Below are 20,753 nucleotides of genomic sequence, written 5' to 3'. Positions count from 1 at the left end.
CATTATCGCGTTGTGTTCAAGTTGATGTTCTACTGCCCACGCATCGCGCCCAATACGGGCAACGCCATCCGGATGGTGGCGGCGACCGGCTGCGAATTGCATCTGGTCGAGCCGATGGGGTTCGACCTGTCCGAACCCAAGCTGCGACGCGCCGGGCTGGACTACCACGACCTGGCCTCGGTCACGGTGCACGCCTCGCTGGCGGCCGCCTGGGACGCGCTGTCGCCGGAGCGGGTGATCGCGTTCTCCTCGCACGCGCCCACCTCGTTCGCCGACGTGCGCTACCGCGCCGGGGACGTGCTGATGTTCGGTCCCGAGCCCACCGGGCTGGACGCGGCGACGCTGGCCGACGCGCACATCACCACGCAGGTCCGCATCCCGATGCTGGCGGGCCGGCGTTCGCTGAACCTGTCGAACGCCGCGGCGATCGCCGCCTACGAGGCGTGGCGGCAGCACGGGTACGCCGGGGCCGTGTAGCCCGGGCGGCCTACCAGGTGTCCCAGTGCGTGACCTGCTCGGCGGGCAGCCGCTTGGCCGGGCGGAAGTCGGTGCCCTTGGTGTAGGCGATCGGGAACAGGCCGCCCTGGCTGTAGTGGTCGTTCGGGATGCCGAGCACCTCGGCGGCCTGCCGGTCGCCGTCGTTGACCAGGTGCAGCGTGGTCCAGCAGGTGCCCAGCCCGCGCGAGCGCAGCGCCAGGCAGAAGCTCCACACCGCCGGGAACAGCGACGCCCAGAACGACGCGCTCAGTCCCAGGGGCGCCTTCTCCACCCGCCCCTCAAGGCAGGGGATCATCAGCACCGGCGCCTCGTGCATGTGCTCGGCGAGATAAAGCGCGGAGTCCCTGACCTTGGGCATCCGCTCGCCACGGGTGTCGCCCTCGGGATATTCGGCGAACGGCAGGCTGAGGTAGCTGCGGGCGTTGGCCAGGTAGATGTCGGCGATCGCCTTCTTCTTCTCGGCGTCCTCGACGAAGATCCATTGCCAGCCTTGCGCGTTGGAGCCGGTGGGCGCCTGCAGCGCGAGTTCGAGGCATTCCATCAGCACGTCACGGCTCACCGGCTTGTCGAAGTCGAGGCGTTTACGGACCGAGCGGGTGGTGGCGAGGACTTCGTCGACGGACAAGTTGAGGGTCATGTGTGGGAGGTTACCTTCGCGCCAATGAGCGGTTAGTCGACGATTTCGACGACGCCGGTGGACCCGTCGACGATGATCATCGAGCCGTCGGGAATGTCGCTGGTGCCGGTGACGGTGTTGATTACGCAGCACACGCCGAGTTCCCTGGCGACGATGGCGCCGTGGCTCATCTGGCCACCGGTGTCGATCACGAGCGCGTCGGCGAGCATGAACAGGGGCGTCCAGCTCGGATCGGTCGTCTTGCAGACAAGGATGTCGCCAGGGTCCAGATCGACCCCGCTCGGATCCGAGACGACGCGTGCGCGCCCGGTGACCTTCTCGCCCACGACCCCGATGCCGGTGAGCCGGCGCGCGCGCCCGCCCGCGGCGGCGTCCGCGCCGGGGCCAAGCACGATCGGGGTTGGATTGCCCGCCCAGGTCGGTGGGAGGTGGAGGCTCAGGTAGCGCTCGTGATTGCTCTTGCGCTCCGCCGCGAGCTCTCGCAGCCTGCCCGTGGGCTCGCCGGTGAACTCCTCCAACGTGAGGAAGAAGGCGTCCTCTGGGTCGTCGAGCAGTCCCTGGTCGGCCAGGATCCGGCCACCGACACGGGCCCCGCAGCGAGCCCCGTCGAGGTCGTGCAGAAAGGACGCCTTGCCGATCTCGCGCGCCGGGATGAAGCGGGCCGCCAGACCCATGACCAGTTTGGCCAGCGGACGCTTCGCTCTGGGCAAACCACTGAGCACCCTGGCCGCGGCGGCAGTGCGCGCCGCCACCTGCGCGCGCTCGCGCTCGCGCGGGTCGGTTGTTCCGCGTGCCGCGTAGCCACGCATTATCGCCTCGACCGGACGAGGGTCCTCGCGCCAGCTTTGGGTATCGAGCCGGCCCTCGTCGGGCCCGTGAAAGCCGTGACGGCACTGGATGTCCGCCACGGTCAGCCTCCCGTGGGACGCCTCCCATAGGTCGCTGATGATCTGGGTCTCCTCCATCCCTCCGAACCCGGTAGCGAGGGTGGTACCCAAACTCGCATCGCCCGTCGCCTGCTCGGCGAGAGCGTTCAGCGCCTCGAGCAGCTGCGGGCCGAGCATGCTCACGATCGTGTGCGGCACACCGACCGTGGCGAACCGCTCGGCGCCCTCGCGCACCAGCCGCTGCGCGTCGGCCAGCGTCTGCGGAGGAGAATCGATGGCGTTGCGCCGCCACCACGTCCGCTGATCTTCCAGCAACCCCGGCAATACGCGCGGGCTGCGCAGCGCCGCGACCGGCATCTTGCGCAGGACCGTGAGGGTACGCAGCAGCCCGGCCGGGCCACCCCAACTGAAAGTGTCGGTCACCCGCCCGAACATCTTTTCTTCAAGCACATCGGCCGAGCTGCCGGGCAGGCGGTCACCGACCGCTCGGAAGAAATTCACGTTGCCCGCGGGCCGGCCGTAGAAGATCCCGGACATGCGGTCGTCCGCCGCGGGGGGCGGCGGCACCTCGCTGGGACGCAGCACGCCGAGCGCGCCGAACGCACGCCGGCACGCAATTTCCATCCCGTAGTTCCAGATTCCCCAACTGAGCGGCTTCTGTACGCCTTGGATCGCCTCGCCGAAGTTCACTGTCGTCCAGTGCGTTTCCGCCCGGGACGCCATGTGCACGGGGTTGGGCGACTCCAGCTCACCGTCGTCGGTTGCATGTTTTGCCATGCGGTTATCTCCTCATCCTTGCCGCCGAGAGCGATTATGTTATCGGGAATGAAAATATATTCAGCCTAGCGAATGGCCCTGCGTCGCGGGCCGCCTATCCGACGGTTCCGGCGCGGCTGAGCACCTCGACCGTGCCTGCCGTCCCAGCCGCGCGCGACAGGAGTTTCGTCTGACCGTGCCTATCAGGCCGGGTTGCGCTGATGGATGAGGTCGCAAAGCTCGATGGAGCGCGCGGCCGCGGCCTGGGCGGCCTCCGGCTCGAGGACCATCGGCAGATAGTCCATCGGGCACACCCAATCCGCTCCGGCATCGATGTAGAGCTGGATCTGGTCAGCGACCTGCTTGGGTGTGCCACACACCCAGCCCGCGTACGTGTGCTCCGGCGTCACCGTGGCGATCACTTGGTCAATCAGCGCGTCCGGGGTCTGGTAGGGAAGGAATTGCTTGTAATAGACGAAGTCCTCGCCGAGCGGCGCCGGCAGCCCGATGTCTTTCCAGAGCATGTTGTCGATGCGGCCGAACAAGGCGCTCAGCCACTTGATGATCGGGTTCGCCAGATGCGGTTCCAGGTCTTCGGGTGAGTCCGCCAGCAACGCCGGGAACCAGATCGCGAAGCGGAAATCGTCCGGATTCCGGCCGAGCCGTTCGACCTCGTCCAGCAGCTTTTGGCGCTCGGTGGCGAATCGTTCGACGCTCTCCCACGCGGGCGGGCACGTGACCGCCAGTCCATCGGCCCACGCCGCGGTGTGCTTGAGCAACGTGGGTCCGGCGCCGAGCCCGTAGAGCGACGGCCGGTGGGGCATCCCCGCACCGAGTGTTGCGTGGTCGAACGTCCACCGGCGCCCCGAGTAGTCGAACGGCTCCCCTTTGGCCTCGAGGACCATGCGGTAGAGCGCAAACAGATCCTTCATCCGCGACATGCCCTGATTGGTGGGATGGCCGAATGGTCCGGTCTGCTTGATCTCGCCCCCGCCCACCTGAAAGCTGACCTTGCCCTCGGTGATGTTCGCCAGCGTCAGCATCGTGGTGATCAGCTCCGCCGGGCCACGCCGGACGGCGTCGGTCGAAATAGCGAGGCTCAACCCGGGCGCCGCCGCGGCGATGTAAGCCGCCATCACGAAGACGTCCGGGTGCGAGTCCGGATCGGTCATGACCCGAGCCATCGGCGTGTTCTCCGCGGTCCAGAGTTGACGGGGGATGAAATTGGTGAACTGGTCGGCGAGCAGTATCCCGTCAAGCGCGCCCGTCTGCTCGAGCGCCTGACACTGCTGCTGCACAAGTTTCGGTGGCAGGTTGCGGTCGGCCCACACCGCGATCGCGGTCTCTACCCGTCTTTTCGTCATCGGATGTCCTGCCCGTGGTTGAGGTCTACAGCGCGTCGAAGGCGTTCACGTCGGCGATGTGATTCAGCGCTCGGATCACAATCGCGTCACCGAGTCCGCGACCGTCGCCGATGTCCATCTCGCCCAGCAGGGCCATCCCGGCGCCGAGGGAGAACAGGACGTTCTGGCGGTAATGCCGCCGGCAATCGTCCCAGCTGTAGTCGTCGACGCCGCGGCTGATCAGCTCGGCGTGGTAGCGCCGAAGCAGGGTCTCCCAATTATCTTGCAGCAATTCAACTTTCATGCTCTGGGTGAGGAGCAGCGCGATGTCGTGCGTTCCGCGCGCGTCGGCGACGGCCTGCCAATCGATGAAGACCGGGGTGCCGTCGGGCTCGAAGAAAACGTTGTCGAGCCGCGCGTCGTGGTGCGCGACGGTGTGCGGTCCCTCGACTCCCCGGGTGAGCACGGCTTGCCAGTCGCCCGCGTGCCGAAGCACCGCCTGCAGCGACTCCTCGGGGACCCGGCCGGTGAAGCGATCACGCAGGGCGCCGCTTCCGCTGGAAACCAGGTGGGCAACCATCCCGGCGAAGCCGGGGTCCACCGGGTTGAGCAGCCAATCCTGTTGCCGGGCAGGCGTATTCCAGAAGGCGGCGTGGAGCCCGGCCAGCGCATCGATGATCCGCTCGGCGTCCTGGATCGTCAGGCCCTCCATCTGATCGCCCATCCGCAGCTGCCCCAGGTCCTCGAGCAAAAGCGGCGTCTCGCGACCATCCCCCACATAGAAACAGCGCGGGGCGCGGACCGGAACGTGCTGCGCGAACGTGGCGTAGAAGCGCGCCTCACGGGCGAACAGGCCCATCGCCGCGTCCATCGCGGCGCGAACCTCGTCCTGACCGGTGATCTTGGCGACCACGCTCGCCGGTCCCGTCGTGCCGTCATCGTAAGTGAGTCGCACGCGCGCCAAATCGGTTGTCGCGCCGGCAAATGCTACGGGCTCGGCCTCCGCCGTGGCGACGGGCAGGTCGAGCGCGTGCGCGAACCAGTCGACGGTCAGCGCCGCCAAGGTCGGCGGGACCGCGGCGCTCATCGCTGCAGGCCCTGGACGAAGCCTCGCACTATTACCTTCAAGCCCTCCTCGAACTGCTCACTGGACGGGCGTGCGATCAGCGCCTGATTCAAGGCGTGCACGTTTTCGTACTCCTCCCGCGGAAGTTCCTGCACCAGCGCCCAGCGCTCGCCCACGCTTGCGGTCGTCGTGTGCAGTTGACGTTGCGTGAATCCGATCGTGTAGGCGACGAGCGCGTTGAACGCGACCGCGGCGTTCTCGGCCGTCAGTCCGGCCCGGCGCAGCGCCCGGATGGTGCGCTCCGCGGTGGCGAAGCCGACCTGGCCGTTCGTGTGCTGCCGGGCGACGATCTCCGCGAGTTCCGGATGTTCGTGCAGCAGGCGGTTCGCCGTGCAGAAGATCGTCAGCACTTCGGATTCCCACGACGCGGAGCTCGCCGGTATAGGCTCCATGATCTCGCGGAACAGCCGATCGGCGAGCGCTCCGAGCAACTGCTCCTTGGCGGTGATGAGTCGATAGATCGTTGTGATCGGCACCTCGCAGCGGTCGGCGAGCGCCCTCATGCTGAGGGCCTCATAGCCGCTTTCGGCGACGATCGCCGCCGCCGCGTCGATCACGTCCTCGCGAGCGATGTCATGCACTTTGGGCCGGCGACGAACGACAGTTCTAGGCATCGGCTGTTTCTCGGGCTGTTTCTCGGGCTGTTTCTCGGGCTGTTTCTCGCTTCGCGAGTCGCCAGGCGTCGATCAGGCCCGCGTTCTGACCGGGGGTCGACCCGTAGGTCGCGACCTCATCCGCCCCGGCGTCGATGAATCGTCGCAAGTTCGTCGCGCACTCCTCGGCGGTTCCGATGGCGCACGAGTCGAGCATCCATTCGTCGGGGATGAGCTCCGCGGGGGCCAGCATTTCGTGACGATGAAAAACCATGTCGGGCACCTTGCCGACGCCGGTGAACATAGGGTGGCGACGGACCGCGAGCACGACGTCTTCGTCCCAGCCGTTGACGCGGGCGAGGTTCTCCCCGTAGCCGGGGTAGACGAAGTACGAGACGGTCCGCCCGTGCGCGAGCTGCCGCGCCTCTTCCTCCGATAGATCCGGCGCGGTGACCACCGACTGCACGATCCGGACCTCGCCGGGGTCGCGGCCGATCCGCGCGCACGCGTCGCGGATCCGGCCGACGGCGGCGCGGGTCGCCCCGGGAGTGAAGATCGGCGGCAGGATCACGCCATCGAAGGCGGCCGCGATCGTCTCCGCGCCCTGGGGGTTCGCGAACGAACCCAGCCACAGCCGCGGCGGTTCGCCATCGAAGGTCTCCGACATCGAGAAGTCGGCGAACACGCCCGATTGACCGTCGTAGGAGACCGTCTCGCCGGCCCACAGCCGCCGATAAAGGCTTACGTATTCAATGATTTCGCGGTAGCTGGCCTTGCGCAGCCCCATGTGGCGAAATATTGCGTCGTCGCCGAGCCCGAGGCACAGGTCGAGGCGCGGTCCATAGCAGGCGTGCATCGTCGCGCCGAAGGCGGCGGTGTTCCAGATCTGGCGTGTCTGCGGATCGATGGTCCCGGTCGCAAGCCGGATCCGCTCGGTCCGGGCGGCGATGCCCGAGAGCACGACGTCGGCGTGCTTGATGTCGTACCGCTCGGAGACCCAGACGCGGGAGAAGCCCAGGCGCTCCGCCTCGATGCCGTCCGCGATGCCCTCGGCCGGCGTGCGGCACTCCGATGGGAACCGGCGCCCGGCGGGGGGCGACGCTTTCACGGCCCCCGAGATCGCGTACGCGCTGAGGTCTTCGACCGCATTCACGCGGAGAAGAATACACATTTCCGAGCTCTGTCAGAACACTTTCGGAACTTTCTCGTAACGCGTTCCGATCGATCGTCACCGGAAGTCGCGCGAGCGCGAGCCGACCGCCAGGGTGATGCGGCCCAACCTTTCGGCGACGACGGTGATCGCGCCGCTGGCGTTTTGGACCTGCCCGCGCACCAGCAGCGCCGGCGCCGAATTCGCCAGCTTGCGATGCCGCGCCCACACCCCCGGCGCGCAGAGCACGTTGACCATCCCGGTCTCGTCCTCCAGGTTGAGGAATGTCACCCCCTGGGCCGTCCCGGGGCGCTGCCGGTGGGTCACCGCGCCGGCGATCAGCACGCGGTCGCCGTCGGTCACCGATCCCAGCTTCTCGGCGGGCACCACCCCCATGGCGTCCAGGTCTTCCCGCAGGAACTGCGTCGGGTAACTGTCCGGGGAGACGCCGGTGGCCCACACGTCGGCGGCGGCCAGTTCCAGCTCACTCATCCCGGGCAGCGCCGGGATGTGCGAGGACGAGCCCACCCCGGGCAGTCGGCCCGGCCGCTGGGTGGCCGCCGCGCCGGCCGCCCACAGCCCCTCGCGCCGGGACATGGAAAAGCAGGCAAAAGCACCGGCGGTGGCCAGCGCCTCGGTCTGCGGCACGGAGAGCTGCATCCGGGTGGTCAGGTCCAGCAGGGAGGTGAACGGGCCGTTGGCTTTTCGTTCTTCGACCAGCGTCTCGGCAAGGTCGTCGCCGATGTGGCGGACGGCCCCCAGACCCAGCCGTACCTCCATCCCGGCGTTCTCGAGCGTGGCGTGCGCCAGGCTGGCGTTGACGTCCGGGCCGTGCACCGTCACGCCATGCCGGCGCGCGTCGGCCACCAGCGACTGTGGCGAGTAGAAACCCATCGGCTGGGCGCGCAGCAGTGCGGCGCAGAACGCCGCCGGGTGGTGCAGCTTGAACCACGACGAGTAGAACACCAGCGACGCGAAGCTCAGTGCGTGGCTTTCCGGGAAACCGAAATTGGCAAACGCCTCCAGCTTTTCGTAGGTGCGGTCGATCACCTCGTCGGGGGCGCCGTGCAGCGCACGCATCCCGTCGTAGAACCGGCCACGCAGCCGTCGCATCCGTTCGGTGGAACGCTTGGATCCCATGGCACGGCGCAACTGGTCGGCCTCGGCAGCGGAAAAGCCGGCGCAGTCGACCGCGAGCTGCATCAGCTGTTCCTGAAAGAGCGGCACCCCCAGCGTCTTTCGCAGCGCCGATTCCATGGACGGGTGGTCGTAGACCACCGGATCCAGGCCGTTGCGCCGCCGGATGTAGGGGTGCACCGACCCACCCTGGATGGGCCCGGGACGGATCAGCGCGACCTCCACCACCAGGTCGTAGAACACCCGCGGCTTCAGCCGCGGCAGGGTGGCCATCTGCGCGCGCGACTCCACCTGGAACACGCCGACGGAATCGGCACGGGCCAGCATCCCGTACACCGCCGGCTCGGAGAGGTCGAGGCGGGCCAGGTCCACCTCGATGTCCTTGTGCTCGGCCAGCAGGTCGATGGCGTAGTGCAGCGCCGAAAGCATGCCCAGCCCGAGCAGGTCGAACTTCACCAAACCGATTGCCGCACAGTCGTCTTTGTCCCACTGCAGGACGCTGCGATTCTCCATCCGCGCCCACTCCACCGGGCACACGTCGGCGATCGGGCGGTCGCAGATCACCATGCCACCGGAGTGAATACCCATGTGCCGCGGCAGGTTCCGGATCTGGTTCGCCAGGTCGATCACCTGCTCGGGAATGCCGTCGATGTCCGGTGAATCCGCTGCGCCGCCCCAGTGGCTGATCTGCTTGCTCCAGGCGTCCTGCTGACCCTGCGAGAAGCCCAGGGCGCGGGCCATGTCGCGCACCGCGATCTTTCCGCGGTAGGTGATGACGTTGGCGACCTGGGCGGCGTAGTCACGGCCGTATTTGTCATAGACGTACTGGATGACTTTTTCGCGCTGGTCGGACTCGATGTCCATGTCGATGTCGGGCGGCCCGTCGCGGGCCGGCGACAGGAAGCGCTCGAACAGCAGCTCGTTGGCCACCGGGTCGACGGCGGTGACGCCGAGGGCGTAGCAGACCGCGGAGTTTGCCGCCGATCCCCTGCCCTGACACAGGATGTTGTTGTCCCGGCAGAACCGGGCGATATCGTGCACCACCAGGAAGTAGCCCGGAAACCGCAGCTGGGCAATGACTTTCAGCTCGCGCTCGATCTGGGAGTACGCGCGCGGTGCGCTCGGCCCGTAGCGGTCGCGCGCCCCGGCCATCGTCAACTGCCGCAGCCAGCTGTCCTCGGTGTGCCCGTCGGGCACGTCGAACGGGGGCAGCTGGGGCGCGATGAGCGCCAGCCCGAACGCGCACTGCTCGCCCAGCTCGGCGGCCGCCGTCACCGCGTCGGGCCGCTGCCCGAACAGCCGGGCCATCTCCTCACCGGAGCGCAGGTGCGAACCACCCAGCGGGGCCAGCCACCCGGCGGCGCAGTCCAGGGACTGCCGGGCCCGGATGGCGCCCATCGCCATGGCCAGCCGGCGCCGCGACGGCCCCGCGAAATGCGCCCCGGTGGTGGCGACGACTCGGACACCGAAGCGCGGGGCCAGCGCGGCCAGCACCGCGTTGCGTTCGTCGTCGAGGGGCTGACCGTGGTGGGTCAACTCGATGCTGACCCGCGCGGCGCCGAACCGGTCCACCAGGTCGGCCAGCGCCCGCTCCGCCGCGTCCGGCCCACCGCCGGAAAGCGCTTGGCGCACATGGCCTTTGCGGCATCCGGTCAAGATGTGCCAGTGCCCACCGGCGGCGGCCTCGGTCAGCGCGTCGAAATCGTAACGGGGCTTGCCCTTCTCGCCGCCGGCCAGATGCGCCGCGGCCAGTTGCCGCGACAGCCGCCGGTAACCCTCGGGGCCGCGGGCCAGCACCAGCAGGTGCGGCCCGGCCGGATCGGGGCGCTCGGTGCGGGCCGCACCGCCCAGCGACAGTTCGGCGCCGAACACGGTACGCATGTCGAGCTCGGCGGCGGCCTCGGCGAACCGCACCGCCCCGTACAAGCCGTCGTGGTCGGTGAGCGCCAGGGAGCGCAGGTCCAGCCGGGCCGCCTCCTCGACCAGCTCCTCGGGCGTGCTCGCCCCGTCCAAGAAGCTGAACGCCGAATGCGCATGCAGTTCGGCATAGGCGACGGACGAGCGGGACGCCCGGCCGCCACCCGGCGGCTGGTACGTCGCGCGCTTGCGCGACAGGGGCCCGTCCTGTTCCGATTCCGCCGGTCCGCCGGCATGGCGCGGCTTGCTGTCGAGCACCCGCTCCATTTCCGCCCAGCTCGGCGGCCCGTTGAACCAGCCCACCCATCCGAGTGTATCGAACTGGTGTTCGATACTAAGACGACGATGACAGCAGCTCGTGGTCGACGCCGAGGAGCCGATACGTCGGCACGGCTCGTCGGTCGCACGTGATGAGCGGGAGCTTGTGGTTGCGGGCGGCGGCGCCGACGAGGCCGTCGTACAGCGCGCCACCCGCCAAACCCGCTTGGGCAAACTCCCGCAGCAGGCCTTCGGTGGCCGCCGCGGACAAGAAGCATGACTCCGGGAAATTGACCTCACCCAGCCGGAACGCCGCAGCTGGACTGAGGCGGTGTGGCGGTGGCAGTCGTGTCAACACCGACATCAGCTCCACGGCCGCATGCCCGGACATCCCCCGCCGGCAGCCGAGCAGCCTGGCCCTGGCGGCACGGTGAAATGGGTTCTCACGCTGCGCCAGCGCAAGGGCCGCACTGGTGTCGACCAGCACATGTTCAGCGCTGGTCGGCAAGCCGCAGCTCCCTCACCGCGTCGGCGTCCAGCTCCGGGCCGCCGCTGGGCAGCAGGAGAAGCCCGTCCTCCTCGACGAGATCGTCGGCCGCCACGCTCTCGATGCGGATGGCCGCCCCATCGAGGGATATCTCGACCTCGCCCGCAGCGATGCCCGCCTGCTCGCGCAGCGATTTGGGGATGACCAACCGCCCCACCTTGTCGATGGTAATACGCATCCCATTACTTTACCACTAAACTGGGAAAGCAATGTTGCACGGATTCCGGCGTCACCCCTGCAATCGCCGCATTGCCGACGCGGTGGGGCACAGCAGACCACCTAATGTCGTGACCATGACGGTCATCATCGACCCGCGACGCCATGACGCGGTGCTGTTCGGGGCCGAGATCGCGCTCGGCTCCGCCCTGGCCGCGCAGCTGCACGAGATCGGCGTGCGCACCGCCGTCGTTTCGGCGGACGGCCCGGCGCGGGCGGCCGACCGCCTGAACGTGCGCCCGGGCCGTGGCGTCGTGGTCGCCGGGGACGCCGCGGGCGTCGAGACCGCCCGCGCCGCGGGATTCGCCTGGGTGATCGGCGTCGACCCCTCCGGGCGCCCCGACGCGTTGCGTGACGCCGGGGCCGACGCGGTGGTCACCGACCTGCGCGAGATCGGCGTGCGCACCGGCGACCGCCGGATGTCGCAGCTGCCCGATGCGATGCAGGCCCTGGCCGACGGCCTGGCCCACCGGCGACCGGCCGTGTTCTTCGACTTCGACGGCACGCTGTCCGACATCGTCGACGACCCGGACGCCGCCCGGCCCGTCGCCGGGGCCACCGAGGCGCTGGGAAAGTTGGCCGCACGCTGTCCAGTCGCGGTGCTGTCCGGCCGCGATCTCGCAGACGTGACGAACCGCCTTGGCGTACCGGGCATCTGGTACGCGGGCAGCCACGGTTTCGAGCTCACCGCACCCGACGGGACACACCACCAGAACGACCCCGCGGCCGCGGCCATCCCGGTGCTGGAGCAGGCGGCCGGCCAGCTGCGCGGCCAGCTCGGTGCGATTCTCGGAGTTGTGGTGGAGCACAAGCGATTCGGCGTTGCCGTGCATTACCGCAACGCCGAACGCGAACGCGTCGGTGAGGTGCTGGCCGCGGTGCGCGCGGCGGGCCGCCGCGACGCCCTCCGGGTGACCACCGGACGCGAGGTCATCGAGCTGCGACCGGACCTGGACTGGGACAAGGGTAAAACGCTGCGCTGGGTGATCGATCACCTGCACGGGGCCGGGTCGGGTTCACTGACGCCGGTCTACCTCGGCGATGACATCACCGACGAAGACGCGTTCGACGCGGTCCGCGCGAGCGATATCGTCGGTGTGCCGATCCTGGTGCGGCACAACGACGATGGCGACCGCGCCACCGCCGCGCTGTTCGCCCTGGACAGCCCAGCGCGGGCCGCCGAATTCACCGACCGGCTGGCGGACCAGCTCCACGGCCTCGAACGTTAGGCGTATTCCACCACGCCGTCGTCGAGCACCACCCGGGCCTCTGCCCCGTCGGCGCCCTCCGGCGCGGAAGCCTCGGTGCGGAACACGGCCTTGCCCGGCCCGGTCCGCCAGATCAGCGTGGTCAGTGTCTCGCCGGGAAACACCGGCGAGGTGAATCGCGAGGCGATCGAGGTGATGTTGGCCGCGACGCCCCCGCCGAGCTCGGACACCAGTGCGCGCCCGGACACCCCGTAGGTGCACAACCCGTGCAGGATCGGCTTGGGGAACCCGGCCATTTCCCGGGCGAACCAGGGGTCGCTGTGCAGCGGGTTGCGGTCACCGGAGAGCCGGTAGATCAGCGCCTGGTCTTCGCGGGTGGGCAGCGCGATCCGCGCGTCGGGCTCGCGGTCCGGGAATTCGGGCGCGACCGGCCGCTGACCCGGCATCCCCCCGAAGCCGCCCTCGCCGCGGATGACCAGCGTGGTGAGCGTCTCGGCGATCAGCTGCCCTGATTGCGGGTCGGTGCCCCGGCCGCGCAACACGAGGATCGCGTTCTTGCCCTCGCCCTTGTCCTGGATGTCGGCGACCTCGGAAACCACCGAAAGCTTTCCCGCGGGCGGCAGCGGCGCATGCAGCCGGATGCTCTGCGATCCGTGTAACAGCATGGCCCAGTTGAACTTTCCGACCAGGCCCGCCGCGCCGAACGCCGGGCAGCAGATCACCGCGTACGTGGGGAGCACCTGCTGGTCGATGTCGTGGCTGTTCTCGGTGGTGAATGCCAGGTCGTCGAGACCGGCGCCGACACCGAGCGCGTAGAGCAGCGTGTCCCGGTCGGTCCATTCGAAGGGCATGGGTTCGGTCACCGCGCCGACGGCGCTCGGGTCAATCGCCATGGGGTCTCCTGATCGTTTGTAGGGATCCTCGGTCCACTCTGGCATCCGCCACAACGACGGCATGACCAAGGCCCGCCCTTCACATCCGGGGTCCGCCATACTACTGTCCGTAGTAGCTTGGCCCGCGTCCGGCATGAGGTGATCGATGGCTCCGACGAGAAACGTGACGGTCATCGGCGGCGGCCTTGCCGGTCTGACGGTCGCCATCGCGTGCGCAGAGCGGGGTACGAATACCACTCTGTACGAAGCACATTCGACACTTGGCGGCCGGGCCCGCTCCACAGCGGCGCCCTACATCGCCAATGACGGCACGCACGCGTTCTATGAAGGCGTGCCCTGGCGGTGGTTGGCCGCGCGGAAACTGGTCACTCCGGCGGAGCGGCTCGGCGTGGCGCAGCTGGCGCGGGTGCGATTCCGCCATGCGGGGCGGCTGCGACGCATCCCACCGGCCAGCTTTACGGCGATGGCGTGCTTCGGTCGCCGCCACCGGGCCCCGGTCGACCGCAGCTTTCGCGAATGGGCGACCGAAAAGTTCGGCACAGCCGCATGCGATGCCGCCGCAGGCATAGTGGGTCCGGCGATCTACGAGGCCGATCCGGGCCGGTTGTCGGCCCGATTCGTGTTCGAGCGATTCCTGCGGGTGACGACGCCGCGCTATCCGCCGGTCACCCGATATCCGAGCGGCGGTTGGGCCGCGGTGATTTCCCGAATGGAGCGCTACGCCCGATCGCTGGGAGTCGATATCCACACCGATTCCCGGGTCGCGTCACTACCCGAGACGGGGCCGGCGGTCGTCGCGACCTCGCTGGAGGCCGCGCGAGGCCTGTTGGGTGATGACTCGCTGCGCTGGGAAAGCGGCCGCGCCGCCCTGCTTGATATCGGGATAGAGCGACATCGCCGCGACGCATTCGCGGTGTTCGACCTTGATCAGGGCGGTTTCGCCGAGCGCTTCACCAGCCAGGACAAATCCCTGGCGCCGCCGGGCCATTCGCTGATCCAGGGTGAGATCCCTTTGCTTGCAGGCGAATCCAAGGCCGCCGGCCTGGCCCGGCTGGAGCGGCTGTTCGACCTCGCCTTCCCTCAGTGGCGGGATCGTGTCACGTGGCGACGCGACCAGTCGGCCAACTTCCGCACCGGCGCGCTTGAACTCCCCGGTCAGAGCTGGCGGGACCGACCGTCGATCGACCAGGGCGACGATCGCTATCTGGTGGGCGACATGGTCGCCGCGCCCGGGCTGTTGGCCGAGGTGTCGATCAACAGCGCCCTGAGCGCGAGCTCGATCATCACGCGGTCCGCCGATCTCCCCGAGGCCGCGCGGTAACAAACCATCGCAAACCCTTCCCACCGAAGCCGTCGGCAGGGCAGGCTATCTCCCATGCCCAAGCGCAGCATGATCCGGAAGGCCTCAGCCGCGGTCGCGGCTCTCACCGCAACGGTGATCGTCGCCGGCTGCGGCGGCTCACCGCAGGCGCGGTCCATCACGGTGACGTTCGTCCGGCACGCCCAGTCGGAATCCAACGCCAGCGGCACCATCGACACCGACGTGCCGGGCCCGGGTCTGACGCCGGAGGGCAAGGGGCAGGCCGAACAGGTCGCGCACCAACTCGGCCGCAAGGACTACGACAGCGTCTACGCCTCCACCATGACCAGGGCGCAGCAAACCGCCGCCCCGCTGGCCGCCGAACTCGGCAAGCAAACCGAGGTTCTGCCCGGCATCCAGGAGATCAACGCCGGCTGGTACAACGGCAAGCCCGAGTCGATGGCGTCCTCGACGTACCTGCTGGCACCGGCGGACTGGATCAAGGGCGATGTGTCGAACAGCATCCCCGGCTCGATCAGCGGCAAAGAGTTCAACGACCAGTTCACCGCGGCCGTCAACAAGATCTACAACAGCGGCCACCGCAACCCGGTGGTGTTCTCGCACCGGAACTCGATCATGGTGTGGACGCTGATGAACGCCCGCAACGGCAAGGACAGCCTGATGAACACCCACCCGCTACCGACCACCGGCCGCGTGGTGATCACCGGTAACCCGATGACCGGCTGGACGCTGGTCGATTGGGACGGCATCCGCGACTTCCACAACTAGCCGGACCAAGCCCCCTGTGAAGATCGGCAGTTGACGCGCGCGGCTGCCAGCCGCCACCATGTCTTCATGCGGTATGTCGTTACCGGCGGTACCGGGTTTATCGGTCGCCGCGTCGTGTCCCGTCTTCTGGAAACCCGGCCCGATGCGCAGGTGTGGGTGCTGGTCCGACGGCGGTCGCTGGGCCGCTTCGAACGGCTCGCGGCCGCGTGGGGTGATCAATGGGGTGAGCGGGTAAAACCGCTGGTCGCCGAGCTGCCGGAGCTGGACCTGACCGACGAGGTCCTCGCCGAGCTGGGCGAGGTCGACCATGTGGTGCACTGCGCGGCGATCTACGACATCACCGCCGGCGAGGCCGAGCAAAGCGCCACCAACGTCGAAGGCACCCGCGCGGTGATCGGCCTGGCGCAGCGGCTGGACGCGACGATGCACCACGTGTCGTCGATCGCCGTGGCGGGTGACTTCCGCGGCGAGTACACCGAGGACGATTTCGACGTCGGCCAGCAACTGCCGACGCCCTATCACCAGACCAAGTTCGAAGCCGAACTGCTGGTGCGCTCGGCGCCCGGGCTGCGTTATCGCATCTACCGCCCGGCGGTGGTCGTGGGCGATTCACGCACCGGCGAGATGGACAAGGTGGACGGGCCGTACTACTTCTTCGGCGTGCTGGCCAAGTTGGCGGTGCTGCCCAAGCTGACCCCGATCCTGCTGCCCGACACCGGCCGCACCAACATCGTCCCGGTCGACTACGTCGTCGACGCGCTGGTCGCCCTGCTGCATGCCGAGGGCTGCGACGGGCGGGCGTTCCACCTTACCGCCGAAAAGACCGTCGGCCTGCGGGGCATCTACCGCGGTGTGGCCAAGGCGGCCGGGCTGCCGCCGCTGCGCGGGTCGCTGCCCCGCTCGGTGGCCGCCCCGGTGCTCAAGGTGCGCGGACGGGCCAGGGTGGTGCGCAACATGGCGGCCACCCAGCTGGGCATTCCCGCGCAAGCGCTCGACCTCGTCGATCTGGCCCCCACCTTCGTCAGCGAGAAAACCCGAAACATCTTGGGGGGCAACGGAATACGTGTTCCGGAGTTCTCCTCCTACGCGCCCCGGCTCTGGCGGTACTGGGCGGAGCACCTCGATCCGGATCGCGCCCGCCGCGACGATCCGCAAGGACCGTTGCAGGGCCGGCACGTCATTATCACCGGCGCATCCAGCGGCATCGGCCGGGCATCGGCCATCGCGATCGCCGAGCGCGGTGCCACCGTGTTCGCGCTGGCCCGAAACGGCGCGGCGCTGGACCAGCTGGTCGCCGAGATCCGCGCCAATGGTGGTGTCGCCCATGCCTTTACCTGCGATATCACCGATTCCGCATCGGTGGAACACACCGTCAAGGACATCCTGGGACGCTTCGAGCATGTCGATTACCTGGTGAACAACGCCGGCCGTTCCATCCGCCGCTCGGTCGTCAACTCCACCGACCGGCTGCACGATTACGAACGGGTGATGGCGGTCAACTACTTCGGCGCGGTGCGGATGGTGCTGGCGCTGCTACCCCATTGGCGCGAGCGGCGATTCGGTCACGTCGTCAACGTGTCGAGCGCCGGCGTGCAGGCACGCAACCCCAAATACAGCTCCTACCTACCGACCAAGGCCGCGCTGGACGCGTTCTCCGACGTGGTCGGGTCCGAGGTGCTGTCCGACCACATCACCTTCACCAACATCCACATGCCGCTGGTGCGCACCCCCATGATCGTGCCGTCGCACCGGCTCAACCCGGTGCCGGCGATCAGCCCCGAGCGCGCGGCGGCGATGGTGGTGCGCGGGCTGGTGGAAAAGCCGGCGCGCATCGACACCCCGCTGGGCACGCTCGCCGAAGCCGGAAATTACTTCGCCCCCAGGACTTCTCGGCGAATCCTGCACCAGCTCTATCTCGGCTATCCCGACTCGGCCGCGGCACGCGGCCAGGCCGCGAATCCGGCGCCCGCGCAACGGGCCGCACGCCGCAAGCCCAACCGGCCCGTCCGCGCCGTCACCGGCGGCATCCGCACGCCCCGGGGAGTCAAGCGGCTGGTCCGCCTGGTGCCCGGCGTGCACTGGTAGTCATTTCTGCAGCGTGAACTGATTGACGTCGATGTATCCGATGCGGAACATCTCAGCGCAGCCGGTCAGGTATTTCATGTACCGCTCGTAGACTTCCTCGGACTGCACCGCGATGGCCTCGTCCTTGTGGGCCTGCAGCGCGGCGGCCCAGATGTCGAGCGTCTTCGCGTAGTGCGGCTGCAGCGACTGCACGCGGCTCACGGTGAAACCGTTCGCGGTCGCGCGCTCCTGCACCATCGGTATCGACGGCAGCCGCCCGCCCGGGAAGATCTCGGTCACAATGAATTTGACGAATCGGGCGAACAGAAACGATAAGGGCATGCCGCGCTCGGCCATCTCCGTCGGGTGCAGCCCGGTGATGGTGTGCAGCAGCATGATCCCGTCATCGGGCAGCACGCTATGCGCGAGGGTGAAGAACGCGTCGTAGCGCTCGTGCCCGAAGTGCTCGAAGGCGCCGATGCTGACGATCCGGTCGACGGGCTCGTCGAACTGCTCCCAGCCCTGCAGCAGGATCCGCGCGGAACGGGGGCTGGCCGATCGCGCGATCAACCGCTCGACGTGGTCGGCCTGGTTGCGGCTCAGGGTGAGGCCGACGACATTGACGTCGTAGCGTTCCATCGCGCGCATCATGGTGGCGCCCCACCCGCAGCCGACGTCGAGCAACGTCATGCCCGGTTGCAGCCCAAGTTTGCCGAGGGCGAGATCGATCTTGGCGATCTGCGCCTCTTCCAGCGTCATGTCGTCACGCTCGAAGTAGGCGCAGCTGTACGTCTGGGTCGGGTCGAGGAATAGCCGGAAGAAGTCGTCCGACAAGTCGTAGTGGGCCTGCACATCGTCGAAGTGCGGCGTTAGCTCCGACCCCTCGGGGGGCTCCGACATCGTGGGCATGATGTCAGCCTAACCGCCGATTTGGCTACTGTGTACACAGTGAACGTTCCCGTTTTCGTCGACGTCGATACCGGCGTGGATGACGCGCTGGCGCTGATGTACCTGTTCGCCAGCCCGGACGCCGAGGTGGTCGGCATCGCCTCGACCGGCGGAAACGTCTGCGTACAGCAGGTTTGCGAAAACAATCTGGGCCTGCTGCGGCTGTGCGGTGTCGACGGCATACCGGTTTCCCAGGGTTCCGACCAGACCCTGACCGGACCGATGCGTCTGCCGTCAAAGGTCCACGGCCCCAGAGGATTGGGCTACGCCGACCTGCCGCCGGGCGGGCGCCGGCTCACCGACTACGACTCGGCCAGCGCCTGGGTGCGGGCGGCGCGCGCCCACCCCGGCGAGCTCATCGGCGTGGCGACCGGCCCGCTGACCAATCTGGCGCTGGCGCTGCGCGCCGAGCCGACACTGCCGACGCTGCTGCGCCGGCTGGTGATCATGGGCGGTAGCTACGACCACCGGGGCAACACCACCGCGGTGGCGGAATGGAACATCAGCGTGGACCCCGAGGCCGCGGCCGAGGTGCTGGCGGGCTGGGGTCATGAAGCCATTGAGCAGCAGCGGCTTCCGATCCTGTGCGGCCTGGACTTGACCCGCAGGGTCGCGATGACGCCGGAGCACCTGGCGCGGCTGGCGGCCGCCGCGGAGTCGACGACGACGCAGCTGAGCGAGCACGACGAACGCGGAACCCGGTCGAGCGCGTCCAACCCGCTGATCCGGGTGATCGAGGACGCGACGCGGTTCTACCTGGAGGCCTATCACGAACTCGGCCACGGGTATCAGGCACATATGCACGATCCGCTGGCCGCCGCCGTCGCGCTGGATCCCGAGCTCGTGACGACCCGTTTGGCGACGGTGGACATCGAGCTGACCGGGACCCTGACCCGCGCCATGACGGTGACCGACTGGTCGGGTCGTCGAGAACCCAACGCGCTGATCGGGATTGACCTCAAGAATGGGAACGCGGCGGCCTTCTTCGATCGGTTCATCGAACGGGTGGGCCCCTTTGCGCGCCGGTTAGCCGGTACGCCATGAAGATTCGTGCCATCGAGCTGATCCGCGCGGGATGGGGCGGCGTGCTACTGGCCGCCCCCGCCGAGGTGCTGGGCCACATTCACGGGATACGGGTCGATCGCAGGGCGATCGTCGTCACCCGGATCCTGGGCGCACGCCATCTGGTCCAGGCGCTGTTATCGGGTGTCGACCCCGGTCCGGAGGTGCTGGCGGCCGGGGTCTGGGTCGACACGGTGCACTCGGTGACCGCGCTCGGCCTGGCCGTCGTCGACCGGCGCCGGGCCCGTGGCGGGGTGACCGACGCCCTGGTCGCGGCGTCGTGGGCCGGCCTGGGCTGGCGCCACCTGCGCGCCGGCCGGGCCAGGACCGAAGGCATCCGCGGCCGTGACCGGCTGGCCCGCGCCGTCCTGCGGCCCTTGCCCGGTGGCCGCGCGCTGATGGCGAAAGCGCAGGCGGTACGCGCCACGTAGCCGCGAGCCGCCCGATTCGATCGGGTCAATATCGGCCCTCGCCGTGTCTGGTGGCGCCGCGGCGCTTGACGTCGGCGACAATGATGGATGGTGTTGACATGATTTGGTGGGGTGAGTGGGGCTCGGCGTCAATCGTTAGCAACTCTCATCAAATGAAAGGTTTCGGGAGTCATGGCGGAGCTGGTTACCGGGAAAACGCTGCCAAACGTGGTGGTCACTGGCGTCGCCATGACGACCGCACTGGCGACTGACGCCGAGACCACCTGGAAGCTGTTGCAGGACAGCCAAAGTGGTATCCGCAAACTCGAGGATTCGTTCATCGAGGAGTTTGACCTGCCGGTGCGCATCGGCGGTCATCTGTTGGAGGAATTCGACGGCGGACTGACCCGCGCCGAACGCCACCGGATGGGTTACCTGCAAATGATGTCGACCATCTTGAGCCGGCGGGCGTGGGAGAACGCCGGCTCACCCGAGGTCGACAGCAACCGGCTGATGGTGTCCATCGGCACCGGCCTGGGGTCGGCGGAGCAGATCGTGTTCAGCTACGACGATCTGCGCGCGCGTGGCATGAAGGCGGTCTCCCCGCTGGCGGTGCAGAAGTACATGCCCAACGGCGCCGCGGCGGCGGTGGGTCTGGAACGCCACGCCAGGGCCGGGGTGATCACCCCCGTGTCGGCGTGTGCGTCCGGTTCGGAGGGCATCGCCCAGGCGTGGCGCAACATCGTCTTCGGCGAGGCCGACATCGCGATCTGCGGCGGCGTCGAGGTCAGGATCGAGGCGGTCGCGATCGCGGCGTTCGCCAAGATGCGGATCGTGATGTCCACCAAGAACGACGACCCGGCCGGGGCGTGTCGCCCGTTCGACCGCGACCGCACCGGCTTCGTGTTCGGCGAGGCCGGCGCGCTGATGGTGATCGAAACCGAGGAACACGCCAAGGCCCGCGGGGCCAACATCTTGGCCCGCATCATGGGCGCCAGCATCACCTCCGACGGC

Annotated in this window: 19 protein-coding genes; 8 read left to right on the top strand and 11 right to left on the bottom strand. The window is 68.4% G+C overall.

The features are described from left to right. The first annotated feature begins 12 nt into the window (after positions 1-12). On the top strand, positions 13-477 hold the full coding sequence (locus EPN51_RS21025; RefSeq protein WP_293046443.1) for a tRNA (cytidine(34)-2'-O)-methyltransferase: 465 nt from the start codon (positions 13-15) through the stop codon (positions 475-477). A gap of 10 nt (positions 478-487) precedes the next feature. Here EPN51_RS21025 and EPN51_RS21020 read toward each other — a convergent pair whose 3' ends face one another. The 9 genes from EPN51_RS21020 to EPN51_RS20980 all read right to left on the bottom strand — a co-directional run bounded on the left by EPN51_RS21020 (position 488) and on the right by EPN51_RS20980 (position 11,027). After that, on the bottom strand, positions 488-1,135 hold the full coding sequence (locus EPN51_RS21020) for a nitroreductase family protein (RefSeq protein ID WP_293046441.1): 648 nt from the start codon (positions 1,133-1,135) through the stop codon (positions 488-490). A gap of 32 nt (positions 1,136-1,167) precedes the next feature. Beyond that, positions 1,168-2,799 (bottom strand): PEP-utilizing enzyme, encoded by a 1,632-nt coding sequence (locus tag EPN51_RS21015; protein WP_293046438.1) that lies wholly within the window; start codon positions 2,797-2,799, stop codon positions 1,168-1,170. Positions 2,800-2,981: 182 nt separating this feature from the next. Further along, positions 2,982-4,142 (bottom strand): LLM class flavin-dependent oxidoreductase, encoded by a 1,161-nt coding sequence (locus EPN51_RS21010; RefSeq protein ID WP_293046436.1) that lies wholly within the window; start codon positions 4,140-4,142, stop codon positions 2,982-2,984. Positions 4,143-4,167: 25 nt separating this feature from the next. Further along, a complete protein-coding gene (locus tag EPN51_RS21005) occupies positions 4,168-5,208 on the bottom strand; it encodes a phosphotransferase (RefSeq protein WP_293046433.1) in 1,041 nt (346 codons plus the stop codon). Beyond that, the gene (locus tag EPN51_RS21000) at positions 5,205-5,804 is read right to left on the bottom strand and encodes a TetR/AcrR family transcriptional regulator (RefSeq protein ID WP_293046431.1); all 600 of its coding nucleotides are present in this window, start codon (positions 5,802-5,804) and stop codon (positions 5,205-5,207) included. Before EPN51_RS21000 ends, EPN51_RS21005 begins: the two co-directional genes overlap by 4 nt. Before the next feature lie 49 nt (positions 5,805-5,853). Beyond that, on the bottom strand, positions 5,854-6,993 hold the full coding sequence (locus tag EPN51_RS20995; RefSeq protein WP_293046428.1) for a TIGR03857 family LLM class F420-dependent oxidoreductase: 1,140 nt from the start codon (positions 6,991-6,993) through the stop codon (positions 5,854-5,856). A gap of 75 nt (positions 6,994-7,068) precedes the next feature. Then, entirely contained in the window at positions 7,069-10,347 is a 3,279-nt protein-coding gene (locus tag EPN51_RS20990; protein WP_293046426.1) for an error-prone DNA polymerase, read from the bottom strand. A 31-nt stretch (positions 10,348-10,378) separates the two neighbouring features. Further along, positions 10,379-10,810: a type II toxin-antitoxin system VapC family toxin gene (locus EPN51_RS20985; RefSeq protein ID WP_293046423.1), complete on the bottom strand. Its 432-nt coding sequence runs from the start codon at positions 10,808-10,810 to the stop codon at positions 10,379-10,381. Further along, positions 10,794-11,027, bottom strand: coding sequence for an AbrB/MazE/SpoVT family DNA-binding domain-containing protein (locus tag EPN51_RS20980; protein ID WP_293046420.1), 234 nt, complete (start codon positions 11,025-11,027; stop codon positions 10,794-10,796). The genes EPN51_RS20985 and EPN51_RS20980 overlap by 17 nt, the downstream gene beginning before the upstream one ends. 115 nt (positions 11,028-11,142) lie before the next feature. Between EPN51_RS20980 and otsB the strand changes: the two genes are divergently transcribed. Beyond that, positions 11,143-12,294 carry a trehalose-phosphatase gene (gene otsB, locus EPN51_RS20975; RefSeq protein WP_293046419.1) on the top strand — a complete coding sequence of 384 codons (1,152 nt, stop codon included), beginning with the start codon at positions 11,143-11,145 and terminating at the stop codon, positions 12,292-12,294. On the opposite strand, the gene EPN51_RS20970 is transcribed toward otsB, so the two are convergent. Continuing rightward, on the bottom strand, positions 12,291-13,166 hold the full coding sequence (locus EPN51_RS20970; RefSeq protein WP_293046416.1) for a MaoC family dehydratase: 876 nt from the start codon (positions 13,164-13,166) through the stop codon (positions 12,291-12,293). The genes otsB and EPN51_RS20970 overlap by 4 nt on opposite strands. A 145-nt stretch (positions 13,167-13,311) precedes the next feature. On the opposite strand from EPN51_RS20970, the gene EPN51_RS20965 reads away from it, so the two are divergent. From EPN51_RS20965 to EPN51_RS20955, 3 genes are all read left to right on the top strand, one after another. After that, positions 13,312-14,487 (top strand): FAD-dependent oxidoreductase, encoded by a 1,176-nt coding sequence (locus tag EPN51_RS20965; protein ID WP_293046414.1) that lies wholly within the window; start codon positions 13,312-13,314, stop codon positions 14,485-14,487. Positions 14,488-14,541: 54 nt separating this feature from the next. Further along, positions 14,542-15,255, top strand: coding sequence for a histidine phosphatase family protein (locus tag EPN51_RS20960; protein ID WP_293046411.1), 714 nt, complete (start codon positions 14,542-14,544; stop codon positions 15,253-15,255). 66 nt (positions 15,256-15,321) lie between these two features. Further along, positions 15,322-17,340 (top strand): SDR family oxidoreductase, encoded by a 2,019-nt coding sequence (locus tag EPN51_RS20955; RefSeq protein ID WP_293046408.1) that lies wholly within the window; start codon positions 15,322-15,324, stop codon positions 17,338-17,340. Here EPN51_RS20955 and cmaA1 read toward each other — a convergent pair whose 3' ends face one another. Beyond that, positions 17,341-18,219 carry a cyclopropane mycolic acid synthase CmaA1 gene (gene cmaA1 / locus EPN51_RS20950; RefSeq protein WP_293046553.1) on the bottom strand — a complete coding sequence of 293 codons (879 nt, stop codon included), beginning with the start codon at positions 18,217-18,219 and terminating at the stop codon, positions 17,341-17,343. Between the two features lie 48 nt (positions 18,220-18,267). On the opposite strand from cmaA1, the gene EPN51_RS20945 reads away from it, so the two are divergent. The 3 genes from EPN51_RS20945 to EPN51_RS20935 form a co-directional block, all read left to right on the top strand. Continuing rightward, positions 18,268-19,311, top strand: a complete 1,044-nt coding sequence (locus tag EPN51_RS20945) for a nucleoside hydrolase (RefSeq protein WP_293046405.1) — start codon at positions 18,268-18,270, stop codon at positions 19,309-19,311. Beyond that, a complete protein-coding gene (locus EPN51_RS20940; protein ID WP_293046402.1) occupies positions 19,308-19,760 on the top strand; it encodes a hypothetical protein in 453 nt (150 codons plus the stop codon). Before EPN51_RS20945 ends, EPN51_RS20940 begins: the two co-directional genes overlap by 4 nt. A gap of 171 nt (positions 19,761-19,931) precedes the next feature. Further along, positions 19,932-20,753: beta-ketoacyl synthase N-terminal-like domain-containing protein (locus EPN51_RS20935; RefSeq protein ID WP_293046399.1), on the top strand; the 822-nt coding region annotated here is incomplete at its 3' end.

Origin of the sequence: Mycobacterium sp. (assembly GCF_004298145.1) — a bacterium.
In the GTDB taxonomy this organism is placed as follows: domain Bacteria; phylum Actinomycetota; class Actinomycetes; order Mycobacteriales; family Mycobacteriaceae; genus Mycobacterium.
The sequence above is the reverse complement of the archived record's forward strand: the minus strand, read 5'-3'. Positions and strand labels throughout refer to the sequence as shown.